At 74.6% G+C, this 13,631-nt stretch carries 12 protein-coding genes; 6 read left to right on the top strand and 6 right to left on the bottom strand.

The features are described from left to right. Nucleotides 1-661 precede the first annotated feature (661 nt). Entirely contained in the window at nucleotides 662-1,624 is a 963-nt protein-coding gene (locus tag ACIBJF_RS01315; protein WP_399171576.1) for a phosphotransferase, read from the top strand. Nucleotide 1,625: 1 nt separating this feature from the next. Here the strand turns inward: ACIBJF_RS01315 and ACIBJF_RS01310 are convergent, their stop codons facing one another. Beyond that, nucleotides 1,626-2,312: a gamma-glutamyl-gamma-aminobutyrate hydrolase family protein gene (locus ACIBJF_RS01310; protein WP_399171575.1), complete on the bottom strand. Its 687-nt coding sequence runs from the start codon at nucleotides 2,310-2,312 to the stop codon at nucleotides 1,626-1,628. 53 nt (nucleotides 2,313-2,365) lie between these two features. Continuing rightward, on the bottom strand, nucleotides 2,366-3,103 hold the full coding sequence (locus ACIBJF_RS01305) for a FadR/GntR family transcriptional regulator (protein ID WP_399171574.1): 738 nt from the start codon (nucleotides 3,101-3,103) through the stop codon (nucleotides 2,366-2,368). A gap of 96 nt (nucleotides 3,104-3,199) precedes the next feature. Between ACIBJF_RS01305 and ACIBJF_RS01300 the strand changes: the two genes are divergently transcribed. Genes ACIBJF_RS01300 through ACIBJF_RS01290 form a run of 3 tightly spaced genes read left to right on the top strand, consistent with a single transcriptional unit; the run spans nucleotide 3,200 to nucleotide 6,734 of the window. Further along, nucleotides 3,200-4,558 carry a glutamine synthetase family protein gene (locus ACIBJF_RS01300; RefSeq protein WP_399171573.1) on the top strand — a complete coding sequence of 453 codons (1,359 nt, stop codon included), beginning with the start codon at nucleotides 3,200-3,202 and terminating at the stop codon, nucleotides 4,556-4,558. A gap of 23 nt (nucleotides 4,559-4,581) precedes the next feature. Beyond that, entirely contained in the window at nucleotides 4,582-5,955 is a 1,374-nt protein-coding gene (locus tag ACIBJF_RS01295; protein ID WP_399171572.1) for an aldehyde dehydrogenase family protein, read from the top strand. Continuing rightward, nucleotides 5,952-6,734, top strand: coding sequence for a 3-oxoacyl-ACP reductase (locus ACIBJF_RS01290; RefSeq protein ID WP_399171571.1), 783 nt, complete (start codon nucleotides 5,952-5,954; stop codon nucleotides 6,732-6,734). Before ACIBJF_RS01295 ends, ACIBJF_RS01290 begins: the two co-directional genes overlap by 4 nt. Nucleotides 6,735-6,743: 9 nt before the next feature. Here ACIBJF_RS01290 and ACIBJF_RS01285 read toward each other — a convergent pair whose 3' ends face one another. Then, nucleotides 6,744-7,946, bottom strand: a complete 1,203-nt coding sequence (locus tag ACIBJF_RS01285; protein WP_399171570.1) for an amino acid deaminase/aldolase — start codon at nucleotides 7,944-7,946, stop codon at nucleotides 6,744-6,746. An 871-nt stretch (nucleotides 7,947-8,817) separates the two neighbouring features. On the opposite strand from ACIBJF_RS01285, the gene ACIBJF_RS01280 reads away from it, so the two are divergent. Beyond that, nucleotides 8,818-10,110 carry a hypothetical protein gene (locus tag ACIBJF_RS01280; protein ID WP_399171569.1) on the top strand — a complete coding sequence of 431 codons (1,293 nt, stop codon included), beginning with the start codon at nucleotides 8,818-8,820 and terminating at the stop codon, nucleotides 10,108-10,110. Further along, a complete protein-coding gene (mycP, locus tag ACIBJF_RS01275; protein ID WP_399171568.1) occupies nucleotides 10,107-11,294 on the top strand; it encodes a type VII secretion-associated serine protease mycosin in 1,188 nt (395 codons plus the stop codon). Before ACIBJF_RS01280 ends, mycP begins: the two co-directional genes overlap by 4 nt. Before the next feature lie 21 nt (nucleotides 11,295-11,315). Here mycP and ACIBJF_RS01270 read toward each other — a convergent pair whose 3' ends face one another. The 3 genes from ACIBJF_RS01270 to ACIBJF_RS01260 all read right to left on the bottom strand — a co-directional run bounded on the left by ACIBJF_RS01270 (nucleotide 11,316) and on the right by ACIBJF_RS01260 (nucleotide 13,600). Continuing rightward, entirely contained in the window at nucleotides 11,316-11,642 is a 327-nt protein-coding gene (locus ACIBJF_RS01270) for a hypothetical protein (RefSeq protein WP_399171567.1), read from the bottom strand. Continuing rightward, complete coding sequence (locus tag ACIBJF_RS01265; protein ID WP_399171566.1) at nucleotides 11,572-12,471, bottom strand: hypothetical protein; 900 nt, start codon at nucleotides 12,469-12,471, stop codon at nucleotides 11,572-11,574. The genes ACIBJF_RS01270 and ACIBJF_RS01265 overlap by 71 nt, the downstream gene beginning before the upstream one ends. A 172-nt stretch (nucleotides 12,472-12,643) precedes the next feature. Beyond that, nucleotides 12,644-13,600: a serine hydrolase gene (locus tag ACIBJF_RS01260; protein WP_399171565.1), complete on the bottom strand. Its 957-nt coding sequence runs from the start codon at nucleotides 13,598-13,600 to the stop codon at nucleotides 12,644-12,646. Nucleotides 13,601-13,631: the final 31 nt, after the last annotated feature.

Genomic DNA, 13,631 nt, shown 5'->3' with positions numbered 1-13,631 from the left:
ACGGGACGCCGGAAAGCCGACTGCGCTGCAAATCCCCAAGGGGCGCGGGCAACTGCGCGACCAGCCCACCACGCACTCGCACCTGGCGGATGGCCGTTGAACGGCGGCGTTGTTTCGCCGCTCCCGCCCCCGGTAGATGGCTGTTGAGCGGCGGCGTTGTTTCGCCGCTCCCGCTCCTGGCGGATGGCTGTTGAGCGGCGGCGCTGATTCGCCCCTCCCGCTCCTGGCAGATGCCGTTGAGTGATGGCGTTGTCCGGCCGACACCCGCAACCCGGCAGACGGCCGTTGAACGGCGGCGTTGTTCCGCCGGCACCTGCCTCTGGCGGATGGCCGTTGAACGGCGGCGTTGTTCCGCCGGCACCCGCCCCCGGCAGACGCCCGCTGAACAACGGCGCTGTCGCCCCCCGGCCACCCGCACCCGGCAGACGGCCGCTGAACCACGGCGCTGTCCCGCCGGCACCTGCACCCGACAGACGGCCGCTGAAGCACGGCGCTGTCCCGCCGGCACCCGCACCCCGCAGACGGCCCCCAGCCCCACGGCGACACCCGCTCGGTACCCCAGCCGGGCAAGGACCCGCACCCGGCAATCATGGTCAACTCCCGCGGCGGCGCGCCGAAAATCCTTCGCCAAGCCGCGCAGCGGACCGGCACCATGCTGCGCATGACCGTCACCGCCCCGCCCGCCGCAGGCGTCCGCGCCCCCTGGGAAGACCTCCCGACCGCCGTCCGTGCAGCCGTCGGCGAGATGCTCGGGGCGCCGGTCGTACGGTCGGAGACACAGCGCGGCGGTTTCTCGCCGGGCGTGGCCGCGCGGGTGCGGACCGCCGCGGGCGGCACCGGCTTCGTCAAGGCGGTGAGCGGCGAGGCCAACCCGCACAGTCCCGGCATGCACCGCCGGGAGGCCCGGATCGCCGCCGCGCTCCCGGCCGCCGTACCCGCGCCGCGGCTGCTCGGGACGTACGACGACGGCACCTGGGTGGCGCTGGTCTTCGAGGAGGTGGCCGGGCGCCAGCCGCACGTGCCCTGGCGGCCGGACGAGCTGCGCCGGGTGCTCGACGCCGTGACCGTGCTCGGCCGCACCGGCACGCCGTGCCCCGTCGACGTCCCGCCCGTCGCCGAGGACCTGGCCGACACCTTCGACGGCTGGCGCCGGCTGCTCGACGGCGAGGCCGGTGAGGGCCGCGAGGTGCGCGACCGGCTCGGTGCCTGGACCGCCGGCCATCTGCCCGACCTCGCCGCGCTGGAAGCCGGCTGGGCCGAGGGCGCCTCGGGGGACACCCTGGCCCATGCCGACCTGCGCGCGGACAACGTGCTGCTCGCGGCCGACGGGGGCGTCGCCTTCGTGGACTGGCCGCACGCCGTGCTCGCCGCGCCCTGGTTCGACCTGCTCGTCATGCTGCCGTGCGTGCGGGCGCAGGGCGGGCCCGATCCCGAGGAGGTGTTCACCGCGCACCCGCTGGGCCGGGACGCCGACCCGGACGCCGTGACCGCCGCACTGGCCGGCCTCAGCGGCTTCTTCCTGCGCAGCTCCCTGAACCCGGCACCGCGGGGACTGCCCACCCTGCGCCCCTTCCAGCGTGCCCAGGGCGATGCCGCCCTGGAGTGGCTCAGAAAGCGGCTGTGACTCAGGAAGCGGCCGTCACCAGCGCCGACATCACCCGCAGGTCCTCGCCCATCTCGGGGTGCCACTGCACGCCCAGCACCCAGCCCCGCTCCGCGGGCAGCTCGACCGCCTCCACCGTGCCGTCCGCGGCGTAGGCCGACGGCACCAGTCCGGCGCCGAGCCGGTCCACGGCCTGGTGGTGGTAGGTGGGCACGGTCGTCTCCTCCGGGACGATCCCGGCGTACAGGGTCCCCGGCACCGGCTTCACCGGGTGGCCGCCGAACACCCCGACCACCTCCGCGTGCCCCTCCAGGTGCTGGACCAGCGTCCCGCCGAGCGCCACGTTCAGCAGCTGCATGCCCCGGCAGATGCCCAGCACCGGCGTTCCGGCGTCCAGCGCGGCCCCGATCAGGGCCAGTTCCCAGGCGTCCCGGGCCAGGGCGGGCGGTCCCGTACGGGGCTCGCGCTCGGCGCCGTACCGGGCCGGATCCACGTCCGGGCCGCCGGCGATCACCAGGCCGTCCAGCCGGGCCACCGTCTCCGCCGCGCGCTCGGGCGCGTCCGGCGGCAGCATCGCGGCCAGCCCGCCGGCCCGCTGCACCAGCCGTGGATAGCCGGCCGGCAGCAGCGCCGCGTCCAGCTCCCACACGCCCCAGCGCGCGCCGGTCTCCAGATATGTGCTGATGCCGATCAGCGGTCGTACCGTCATACCGCCCTCCCCGGAAGCGAAAGGTTTACTTTCATACCTTTACAAGAGTGCGCTCACGTCAGGAAGCCCCGCAACAGTGCCGCCGTGCCCGTGCAGTGCTCGCGCATCATCTCCCGCGCGCCGTCCGCGTCCCCGTCCAGCACCGCCTCGACCAGCGCGGTGTGCTGGCGCTGCGAGTGCTCCAGGTTGCGCACCAGCAGCGGGATGCAGTCGAGCAGGTCGTTCACCGTGGCCCGGACCGCCGCGTACTGCGCGGTCAGGGAGGGGGACCCGCACAGCTCGGCGAGGGTCAGGTGGAGCAGGGTGTCCAGGCGGCGGTAGTCGGCCAGGGGGGCGTCGTGCGTGCGGGCCAGCGCCTCGCGCAGCCGCTCGGCCCGCTCGTCCGTCAGCCCGTGCGCCGCGCACAGCCCGGCCGCGCCCACCTCCAGCACCTCGCGGAAGCGCAGCACGTCCTCGACGTCGACCTCGGCGATCCGCCGCCGCAGCTCGTCCTCCCCGCCGGCGTCCGCGCGCGGCAGGACGAACGTTCCGCCGTAGCGCCCGCGCCGCGCCTCCACCAGCCCCTGGTCCTGGAGCACCTTCAGCACCTCGCGCAGCGTCACCCGGCTGATCCCGAGCCGCTCCGCCAGCTCCCGCTCGGCCGGCAGCCGTTCCCCGCCCGGCACCAGCCCCAGCCGCACGACCTGGAGGATCTGCTCCAGCGCCTCCTCGAAGCCGTTGCCCGCCCGCACCGGCCGCAGCACCGCAGCGAGCCGGTCGCCCGTCTGCCGCGCATCCCTCTCCCAGGACATCCGGCCGTACCCCCTTCCCAAGCAAAGGTTCTGAGCAATACCTTATGGCTCCCGGCTCGGCCGAAAAAGCGCGAAGGCGCCGAAGGAGGCTCTCCCGTGGCAGACCGCACACCCCCGCTCGGCGTAGAGGAACTGCACGCCCTCGTCGCGAGCGGTGAGATCGACACTGTCGTCCTGGCCTTCCCCGACATGCAAGGGCGGCTGCAGGGCAAGCGGTTCGCCGCCCGTTTCTTCCTGGACGAAGTCCTGCACCACGGCACCGAGGGCTGCAACTACCTCCTCGCCGTCGACACCGAGATGAACACCGTCGACGGTTACGCGATGTCCTCCTGGGACCGCGGCTACGGCGACTTCGCCATGCACCCCGACCTCGCCACCCTGCGCCGCATCCCCTGGCACCCCGGCACCGCCCTGCTCGTCGCCGACCTCGCCTGGAACGACGGCTCCCCGGTCGTCGCCGCGCCCCGCCAGATCCTGCGCCGCCAGCTGGAACGGCTCGCCGGGCTCGGCTACACCGCCCAGGTCGGCACCGAGCTGGAGTTCATCGTCTTCAAGGACTCCTACGAACAGGCCTGGGACGCGGGCTACCGGGGCCTCACCCCGGCCAACCAGTACAACATCGACTACTCGATCCTCGGCACCGGCCGCATCGAGCCCCTGCTGCGCCGGCTGCGCAACGAGATGGCAGGCGCCGGCCTCACCGTCGAGTCCGCCAAGGGCGAGTGCAACCCCGGCCAGCACGAGATCGCCTTCCGCTACGACGACGCCCTCGTCACCTGCGACCAGCACGCGCTGTACAAGACCGGCGCCAAGGAGATCGCCGCGCAGGAGGGCGTCTCGATCACCTTCATGGCCAAGTACAACGAGCGCGAGGGCAACTCCTGCCACATCCATCTCTCGCTCGCCGACGCCGCCGGCACCAACGCCATGGCGGGCCCCGAGGGGATGTCGGACGTCATGCGGCACTTCCTCGCCGGACAGCTCGCCGCGCTGCGCGACTTCTCGCTCCTGTACGCCCCGAACATCAACTCCTACAAGCGGTTCCAGCCGGGCTCCTTCGCCCCCACCGCCGTCGCCTGGGGCCACGACAACCGCACCTGCGCCCTGCGCGTGGTCGGCCACGGCCGGTCCCTGCGCTTCGAGAACCGCCTCCCCGGCGGGGACGTGAACCCGTACCTCGCCGTCGCCGGTCTCGTCGCGGCCGGCCTCTACGGCATCGAGCAGAAGCTGGAACTGCCCGAGCCGTGCCCGGGCAACGCCTACACCGCCGACTTCGAGCACGTGCCGACGACTCTCCGCGAGGCCGCCGAGCTGTGGGAGAACAGCCCGATCGCGAAGGCCGCCTTCGGGGACGAGGTCGTCGCGCACTACCGGAACATGGCGCGCGTCGAGCTGGAGGCCTTCGACGCCGCGGTCACCGACTGGGAGCTGCGCCGCTCCTTCGAACGCCTGTGATAACGCATGTGAAAGGTCATCACGTGTCCGACCCGCACGAGCTCGTCGTCCTCAACCCCGCCACCGAAGAGGTCGTCGCCACCGTCCCCGCCGCGAGCGAGCAGGACGTGGCCGCCGCCGTCGCACGGGCCACGCGCGCCCAGACCGGATGGGCCGCCCTCGCCCCCGCCGACCGGGCCCGGCTGCTGCGCCGCTTCGCCGACACCGTCGACGCGCACCTCGAGGAACTCGCCCGGCTGGAGGTCCGCGAGGCCGGTCACACCGTCGCGGGCGCCCGCTGGGAGGCCGGCAACGCCCGCGACCTGCTGCTGTACGCGGCCGGCGGCGCCGAACGCCTCCTCGGCACGCAGATCCCGGTGCCCGGCGGCTGGAACGTCACCTTCCAGGAACCCCTGGGTGTGGTGGGCGTGATCGCCCCCTGGAACTTCCCCATGCCGATCGCCGCCTGGGGCTCCTTCCCGGCGCTCGCGGCCGGCAACGCCGTCGTCCTCAAGCCCGCCGAGACCACCCCGCTCACCGCGCTCCGCCTCGCCGAACTCGCCCTGGATGCGGGCCTGCCCGAGCACGTCTTCCAGGTGCTGCCCGGCCACGGCCACACCGCCGGACGCGCCCTGGTCGACCACCCGGACGTGGCGAAGATCGTGTTCACCGGGTCCACCCGCACCGGCCGCGAGGTCATGGAGCGCTGCGCGAGGCTCGTCAAGCCGGTCACCCTCGAACTCGGCGGCAAGAGTCCCAACATCGTCTTCGCCGACGCCGACCTCACCGCCGCCCTGGACCCCTTCTCCTTCCTGGACAACTCCGGCCAGGACTGCTGCGCCCGCACCCGCATCCTCGTGCAGGAATCGGTGCTGGAGGACGCCCGCGCGTTCCTCGCCGACGCCCTCGCCTCCGTCGTCGTGGGCGACCCGGCCGACGACAAGACCCAGATGGGCCCGCTGATCTCCCGTCAGCAACTGGACCGCGTACGGTCGTACGTCCCCGAGGACGCCCCCGCCCTGCGCGGCAGCGCCCCCGACGGCCCCGGCTTCTGGTTCGCGCCGACGGTCCTGACGGGGGAGCGGCCGGACGGCCGGGCGGCCCGCGAGGAGATCTTCGGCCCGGTGGCCGTCCTACTGCCCTTCACCGACGAACAGGACGCGATCCGCCTCGCCAACGACACCCCCTACGGCCTCTCGGGCTCCCTGTGGACCCGGGACCTCGGCCGCGCCCTGCGCGTCTCCCAGGCCGTGCGCGCGGGCAACCTGTCCGTCAACTCCCACTCCAGCGTCCGCTACTGGACCCCGTTCGGCGGCTTCAAGCAGTCCGGCCTCGGCCGCGAGCTCGGCCCCGACGCCCTGACCGCCTTCACCGAAACCAAGAACGTCTTCATCAGCACGGAGGGCCCCGCACAGTGACCGACAACAGTGTTTGCCGCCGCCTGGTCGGCCGTACCGCCGTCGTGACCGGAGCCGGCAGCGGCATCGGCCTCGCCACCGCCCGGCGGCTCGCCTCCGAGGGCGCCCACGTGGTCTGCGCGGACGTGGACGAGGTCCGCGGCAAGGCCGTCGCCGACGAGGTCGGCGGGCTCTTCGTGAAGACCGACGTCACCGACCCCGAGCAGGTCGAGGCGCTGTTCCAGGCGGCCTACGACACCTACGGCAGCGTCGACGTCGCCTTCAACAACGCCGGCATCTCCCCGCCCGACGACGACTCCATCCTGGAGACCGGCCTGGAGGCCTGGAAGCGCGTCCAGGAGGTCAACCTCACCTCCGTCTACCTGTGCTGCAAGGCCGCCATCCCCTACATGCGGCGCCAGGGCAAGGGCTCCATCATCAACACCGCGTCCTTCGTGGCCCGGATGGGCGCGGCGACCTCGCAGATCTCCTACACCGCGTCCAAGGGCGGCGTCCTCGCCATGTCGCGTGAGCTGGGCGTGCAGTTCGCACGGGAGGGCATCCGCGTCAACGCTCTGTGCCCGGGGCCGGTCAACACCCCGTTGCTGCAGGAGCTGTTCGCCAAGGACCCGGAGCGGGCCGCGCGCCGTCTTGTGCACATCCCGGTCGGCCGGTTCGCCGAGGCCGAGGAGATCGCCGCCGCCGTCGCCTTCCTGGCCAGCGACGACTCCTCCTTCGTCAACGCCACCGACTTCCTGGTGGACGGCGGAATCGCGGGCGCGTACGTCACGCCCGTGTAGGCCGGCCGGTCAGAGGAAGGTCCGCCCCTCACCCCGGTAGGTCGGCACGGTCGCCGTCACCTCGTCGCCCTCGATGAGGTGCAGCGCTTCGAACCGCTCGCACAGCTCGCCCGCCTTGGCGTGCCGGAACCACACCTTGTCGCCGATGAGGAGGTCGTCGGCGGGCGAGCCGAGCAACGGGGTCTGCACCTCGCCGGGGCCCTCCTGGGGGTCGTACTCCAGCCCCTCCGGCAGGTACGGCACCGGCAGCCGGTCGGGGCCGGCGGCGCCGGAGGCCGGGTAGCCGCCGCCGAGCACGGTGACCACCCCGACTCCCGGGCGGCGTACGACGGGCTGGGCGAAGAGAGCGGCCGGACGGCCGGTGAAAGACGTGTAGTTGTCGAACAGGCGCGGCACGTACAGCCCCGAGCCGGCCGCTATCTCGGTCACCGAGTCCTCGGCGGCGGTGTGCTGCACACTGCCCGTGCCGCCGCCGTTGACGAACTCCAGGCCGGGCACGACCTCCCGTACCGCGCGCACCACCTCGGCCCGCCGCTCGGCCAGCTCCCGGCGCGCGGCCGCCTGCATCAGCCGGATGGCCCGGGACCTCAGCGGCCGCCCGGCCACCGCGTCCCCGACGCCCGCGATGTGCCCCTCGTACGCCATGATCCCGACCAGCCGGAAGCCCGGGCGCCGGGCCACCGACCGGGCCAGCTCGGCGAGTTGGGCGGGGGAGTGCAGCGGAGAGCGGCGCGCCCCGACCCGGAACCGGCCGCCGAGCAGCTTCAGCGAGGTGTCCAACTCCAGGCAGACACGCACCACTTCGCCTCCGCCGTCGCGGGCGGCGTCGATGAGGTCGAGGTGCGCCGGGTCGTCCACCATCACGGTCACCGCGCCGGCGAGCTTGGGATCGGCGGCCAGCTCCGCGAAGCCGCCGCGGTCGGCGGACGGATAGGCCAGCAGGACGTCGTCGAACCCGGAGCGGGCGAGCCACAGCGACTCGGCCAGGGTGAACGACATGACGCCCTGGAAGCCGTCCATCGCCAGGACGCGCTCCAGCAGCGCCCGGCAGCGAACCGACTTGCTCGCGACCCGGACCGGCTTGCCGGCGGCCCGGCGGACGAGATCGGCCGCGTTGGCGTCGAAGGCGTCCAGATCCACGATCGCGAGAGGGGCGTCGAGATGGGCGGTGGCCCGGTCGTAACGGGCCCGGTCGGCGGCGCGCGCAGTCATGACGGAAGCCTGCCAGACAGGATTACCGCAGGGTAGGGGGACGTTCCGGGCAGATACCCCGGCACCCCGGACTGGTTCTGATTCCGGTCCGGACAACCCGTAGAGTGACGCGCACGTACGGCGGAAGGCGCCCGGCCGCTTCACCTGAACCGGGATGCCGGTCCAGCCGTACGGGTATGCGTGCCCGGGAGGCTTTCGCGCCGGGCGCGGCCGAGCAGCGCAGCGGCCCGCGTACGTGAGGACGGCCCGGGCACGAGGAAACGGGGGGTGCATGACCACCGAGGCACGCCACGCTCCGATCCCCCCACGCCCCTCGACCCCACCCCGCCCGTCCTCCCCGCCCGACGACCCCGACGACGAGCCGTCGGTCTTCACACCGCGAGCCGGCCGCCCGTCCACCGGGGCCGGGGAACGCGAGGAGACGGCTTCGTCGAGGACGGGCGCGAACGAAGTCCGACCGCAGGCCGGGGGCTTCGCCGGTGAGGGCCGGCCGTCGGCAGGGTCCGCCGCAGGCGAGGGCCGGGCGTCGGCCGAGGGCTTCGCTCGTGGGAGCGGGGCATCGGCAGGAGGCCTCTCGGGAGCGGGCCGGGCGTCGGCTGGGACAGCCGCGGGCGAAGGTCGGACGTCTGCAGGGTCGGCCGCGGCCGAGGGCCGGGCGTCGGCCGATGCCTTCGTGGGGAACGGGGCGCCTTCCGGTGCGGGGTTGGCCGGCGGCGGTGTGCCTGCCTCCGGGCGCCCCGAGGAGAGCGCCGCGGTCTCGTCCGGGCCGGCCGCCGGGAGCGGTCCCGCTTCCGCCGAAGGCGCCGGTCGGGACGGCCGGTCCCTGGGCGCGGGCTCCGGTACCCGTGCGGGGCAGGGGCAGCGCCCCGTCGTGCCCGCGGCCGGCGAGCCCGTGAGCCCGCCGCCACCGCCCGCCTCCGCCCGGTTCCCCGACGCGCCGCCCGGCACGGGGCGCGAGGCGCGCCGGGGCGGGACCGGTGCGGCCGGATCCGCGGGCCCCGCCCACCGCCCCGGACGGCAGGCCGGTCGGCCGGACGCCCCGGCGGAGACCCCCGCCGAGACGACGGCCCGGCTCCGCCCCGTCACCGCGTCCGAGACGACGGCCCGGCTCCGCCCGATCACCGACTCCCCGAAGGCACCGCGTTCCGGTACCGGGCCCGGCCCGGCCTCCGCTCCCGCAAGCCCGTCCGCCGGGACGGGCAGTGACCGCCGCACCGCCTCCGCTGCCGCGCCCGGCGCCGGGCGGTCCGCGACCGCCTGGAGCCCGATGGCGCCCGCCCACCCCGTCGGGCCGCCACCACCCGCCGGCGCCTTCGGGCCGGACCCCGCGCTGTCCTGGAGCGCCGCCGCGGCGGCGCGGCCCGTCGTGTCGTTCGGGGAGCCCGAGGCCTTCAGCGAGCGGGCCTGGCACCGGGTGGGACCCCGTACCGCCGCCGCTGCCGCCTGCCTCGTGCTCGGTCTCGGCCTCATCGGCGGTGCGGTGACCGGGAGTTGGCTCACCGACGACGGCGCGGACGACGCCACCGGCGACCACTTCGCCACCGCCGGCGCGCTCTGGCACAACGTGCCCGTCGACCAGCTGTTCCCGCCCACCGTGCAGGGCACGGGCGCCGGACCCGGCGGCGCCGACCGCACCTGGACCAGGATCGCCGTGGCCCCGGACACCGGCTGCGCGCACGCCTTCGACCCGCTGCTGGCCAAGGTGCTCGCCCCGGTCGGCTGCCGGCGACTCCTGCGCGCCACCTACACCGACGCCACCCAGAGCTATGTCACCACCGTCGGCCTGCTGTTCACCAAGGCCGACCCGGCCGCCATGTCCGCGCTCGCCCACCGCTTCCGCACCGAGCGCCTGGAGCGGCGCGCCGACCTGATGCCCCGGCCGTACGCGGCCAAGGGCACCGCCGCGGCCGGCTTCGGCGACGAGCAGCGCGCCTCCTGGACCATCTCCGTCCTCACCGACGCCCCCGTCGTCGCCTACGCCGTCTCCGGCTGGGCCGACGGCCGCAGCGTCGACACGCCCCAGCCCGCCGCCGACGCCGTCAGCGCCGGCGCCACCACCGCACCGGCCCAGGCCGGGCTCGGCAACGAGGCGCAGGGCCTGGCCGACCGCATCGAACGGCGCCTGCGCCAGAGCATCGGCACGGCCACGGAGAATCCTTCATGAGGCAATCGACACGCGGCCGCCACCGTGTGGAACCCGCCGGCGCGGCGCTGAGCCTGCTGCTGGCCGGCGCCCTGGCCCTGGCGCCGGCCACCACGGCCCACGCCGACGGCATACGCGCCCAGCAGTGGGGCCTGTCCGCGCTGCACCTGGACGAGGCCTGGCGGACCACCAAGGGCCGGGGCGTCACCGTCGCCGTCCTGGACACCGGCGTCGAGGCCGACCATCCGGACCTTGCCGGCAACGTCCTGCCGGCCAAGGACATGATCGGCTTCGGTGCCAGGCAGGGCGACCGCGACTGGGCCCGGCACGGCACCGCCATGGCCGGCATCATCGCCGGGCACGGCCACGGCCCGGGCAAGGGCGCCGGTGTCATGGGCGTCGCCCCGGAGGCGAAGATCCTGCCCGTGCGCGTGATCCTGGAGGACGGCGACCCCGCCCGCGCCAAGGCGCGCACCAGCCGCGGCAACGCCCTCGCCGACGGCATCCGCTGGGCCGCCGACCACGGCGCCGACGTCATCAACCTCTCCCTCGGCGACGACTCGAACTCCGCGCACCCCGAACCCAGCGAGGACGAGGCCGTGCAGTACGCCCTGAAGAAGGGCGTGGTGGTCGTCGCCTCCGCGGGCAACGGCGGAGACAAGGGCGACCATGTCTCCTACCCCGCCGCCTACCCCGGAGTCATCGCCGCGACCGCCGTCGACCGCTACGGCACCCGCGCCTCCTTCTCGACCCGCCGCTGGTACGCCGCGGTCAGCGCACCCGGCGTCGACGTGGTCATCGCCGACCCCGACCACAGGTACTACGCGGGCTGGGGCACTTCGGCCGCCTCCGCCTTCGTCTCCGGCGCCGCGGCCCTGGTCAAGGCCGCCCATCCCGAGCTTGGCCCGGCCCAGATCAAGAAGCTCCTGGAGGACACCGCCCGGAACGCGCCGGTCGGCGGCCGGGACGACTCCCGCGGCTTCGGCATGATCGACCCGGCGGCCGCGCTGCGGGCGGCCGAGCGGCTCAGGCCGCACAGCCTGCGCGCGGCGTCGTACGGGAGGAAGTACTTCGGCGAAGGCCCGGACGCCCCCAAGTCCTCGTCCTCGACCGCCGACTGGGCGGGCCCCCTGGCCGGCGGCACCGGCGGGGTCCTGCTGGTGGCGGGCGTGGTGCTGTGGCGAGGCCGCAGGCAGCGGGCCTGAGGGCGTCCGGGCGTCAGCCCGCTATCCGGCGATGTAGAGGATCTCCGGGTAGCGCGGCGACGCGCCCCGCAGCAGATGCCGCGTGTCCGGGCGGCCGCGCAGCTGGAGGTCGAAGAAGGCCCGCACGGTCGCCCCTACGGCGGCGACCGCCCGGTCGGCGGGGATCGTGCCGGCCTGCAACTGCCGCCGCACCGGCTCGGGCACCTGCGGGGCGATGGCCACGATGTCGGTGAAGGAGTTGTGGTCCGCGTCGGCGAGCCGCAGACAGCGGTGCCAGTCACTCAGGTGCCGCCAGAACGGCGGCGAGGAGCCGGCCTCGTTCAGCCCGTCGTGGATCGCCGTGTCCATCAGCAGGAACGGCCGGTCGAGACCGCGCTCGACCACCGGGCCGTACAGGGCGCCGTCCAGGTCGACGCCGGCCCGCACCCGCTCGTCCAGGTACATCACGAGCGCCGACGCCGCCCCGCCCCGGGAGTGCCCGAAGGCGCCGACCCGCGTGAGGTCCAGCGTCCCGCGCAGCCCGCGCGGGAGCGGGCGTCCCTCGGCGTCGGGGGTTGCCGCCCCGGTCCAGCACGGCCGGCGCGTCGAGGACGAACCGCAGGTCGGCGGCGCGCACCAGGACCGCGGCCGTGCGGGCCTCCTGGCTCGCGTCGTCGGTGCGGCTGAGCACCACGCGGCCGTCCGGGAACTCCACCTCGCCCGAGTCGTGGGGGTGGTCGACCGCGGCCACGACATAGCCCCAGGACGCCAGTTCCTCGATGAGCAGCGTGTTGAAGGTGCGGTCCGACATGTAGCCCGGCGAGTGGAGCAGCACCGGACGGCGGCCCGGCCGGGCCGGTGCGCGGTCCGCACTGTGGGTCTCGGGGAGCGCGTAGCCGTCCACCGCGCCGCCGAAGCGGGCCTTCAGCGCCCGCTCGGCACCCGCCGGCAGCCAGGGCAGCGTCGCGCGGTCACGGACGTCGACGGCCGGGTACGTCACGGTCACCATCACCTCGCGCGGCTGCCCCGACCAGGGATCCGTCCGGGAGGGGTCGACCAGGTGCAGCTCCACCGCGCCCACCGGCAGGGGCCCGGTCGGCCCGGCCAGGCGGATGGGGACGAGATCGGCCGCCGCTGCCGGTGCGGACGCCGTGAAAGGAAGGGCGAGGGCGGCTGCGGCTCCGAGGCCACCGGCCATGAGGGCACGGCGAGTTGGGCGTACGGGAGGCACTGTGCTCCTTCCGTGGCCGGGCGCGAGGCGCATCGCACCAGGTAAAGAGGGCGCCATCGTCCGGCCCGCTCATCGTCAAGTTCCTTAAAGGCTAGTTCATTTGGGGCCGGAGGCCAGATCGTTCAACGGTTCACACCGATCACTTGCCGGCGAACGCCGACACCGCCGCCTTCGCCGCCGCCTCCACCAGCGCGATGCCCCTCGCCTGTGTCCGCGTGCCCTTCGACAGCACCGCCACCAGGTAGTCGGAGCCGTCCACGGTGATCCGCCCGATGCTGTTCACGTCCCACAGCCCGGTCGTGCTGCGCGGCAGCCAACCGTTCTTCAGCGCCCAGGAGTCGCCCTCCGCGGCGGCCGACACCCCCCACCGCTGGTCCGCCTCGACCGACGTCATCAGCCCCTGCACATAGGCCCGGGAGGCCGCGCTCAGCCTGGAGTCCTCCCCGAACACCTGCTGGAGCAAGCCGAGTTGGTCCGCGGCCGTGGTCTGCGTCAGCCCCCACAGCTCGCCCTCGCCGCCCCGGGTCGCGGTCAGGCCGAAGCGCTTGTTCGCCGCGTCCAGGCCGTCCGCCCGCCCGATCGTCTGCCACAGCGCCGTCGCGGAGGCGTTGTCGCTGTTCTCGATCATCTTCGTGGCGTCCGCCCGCTCGGCGTCCGTCAGCCGCCGGCCCGCGTCCTGCGCCTGGAGCAGCAGCGCGGCCAGGATGTCGACCTTCACGATGCTCGCCGTGTCGAAGGACGCGTCGCCGTACGCGGCGCTCTCCCCGGAGTCCACCGCCAGCACCGCCGCCGACACCTGCGCACCCGACGGCACGCTCACCGCCGTCATCGCCCTGCCCAGCAGCGCCTCCCGGTCCACCGCCGGCTCCGTCACGGGCTCCACCGAGGCCTCCTCGCCCGCCCCGGCCGAAGGGGAGGCCGAGGGCGTCGCCGCCGACGATACGGCCGCCGCCCCCGAGTGCGCCCGAGCCTTCACATACACCGTGCCCCCGGCCGTCATCCCGCCCACGGCGACCACGGCGAGCGCGACGGACAGCAGCGGACCGCGCCGGGACGGGCGCGCACGACGGCCACGGCGGGCTCTGGGGGACTCCATGCCCGCGATGCTCGTGGCGCGGACTGTGCGC

It is taken from the genome of Streptomyces sp. NPDC050743, from assembly GCF_044456925.1.
GTDB lineage: Bacteria > Actinomycetota > Actinomycetes > Streptomycetales > Streptomycetaceae > Streptomyces.
The sequence above is the reverse complement of the archived record's forward strand: the minus strand, read 5'-3'. Positions and strand labels throughout refer to the sequence as shown.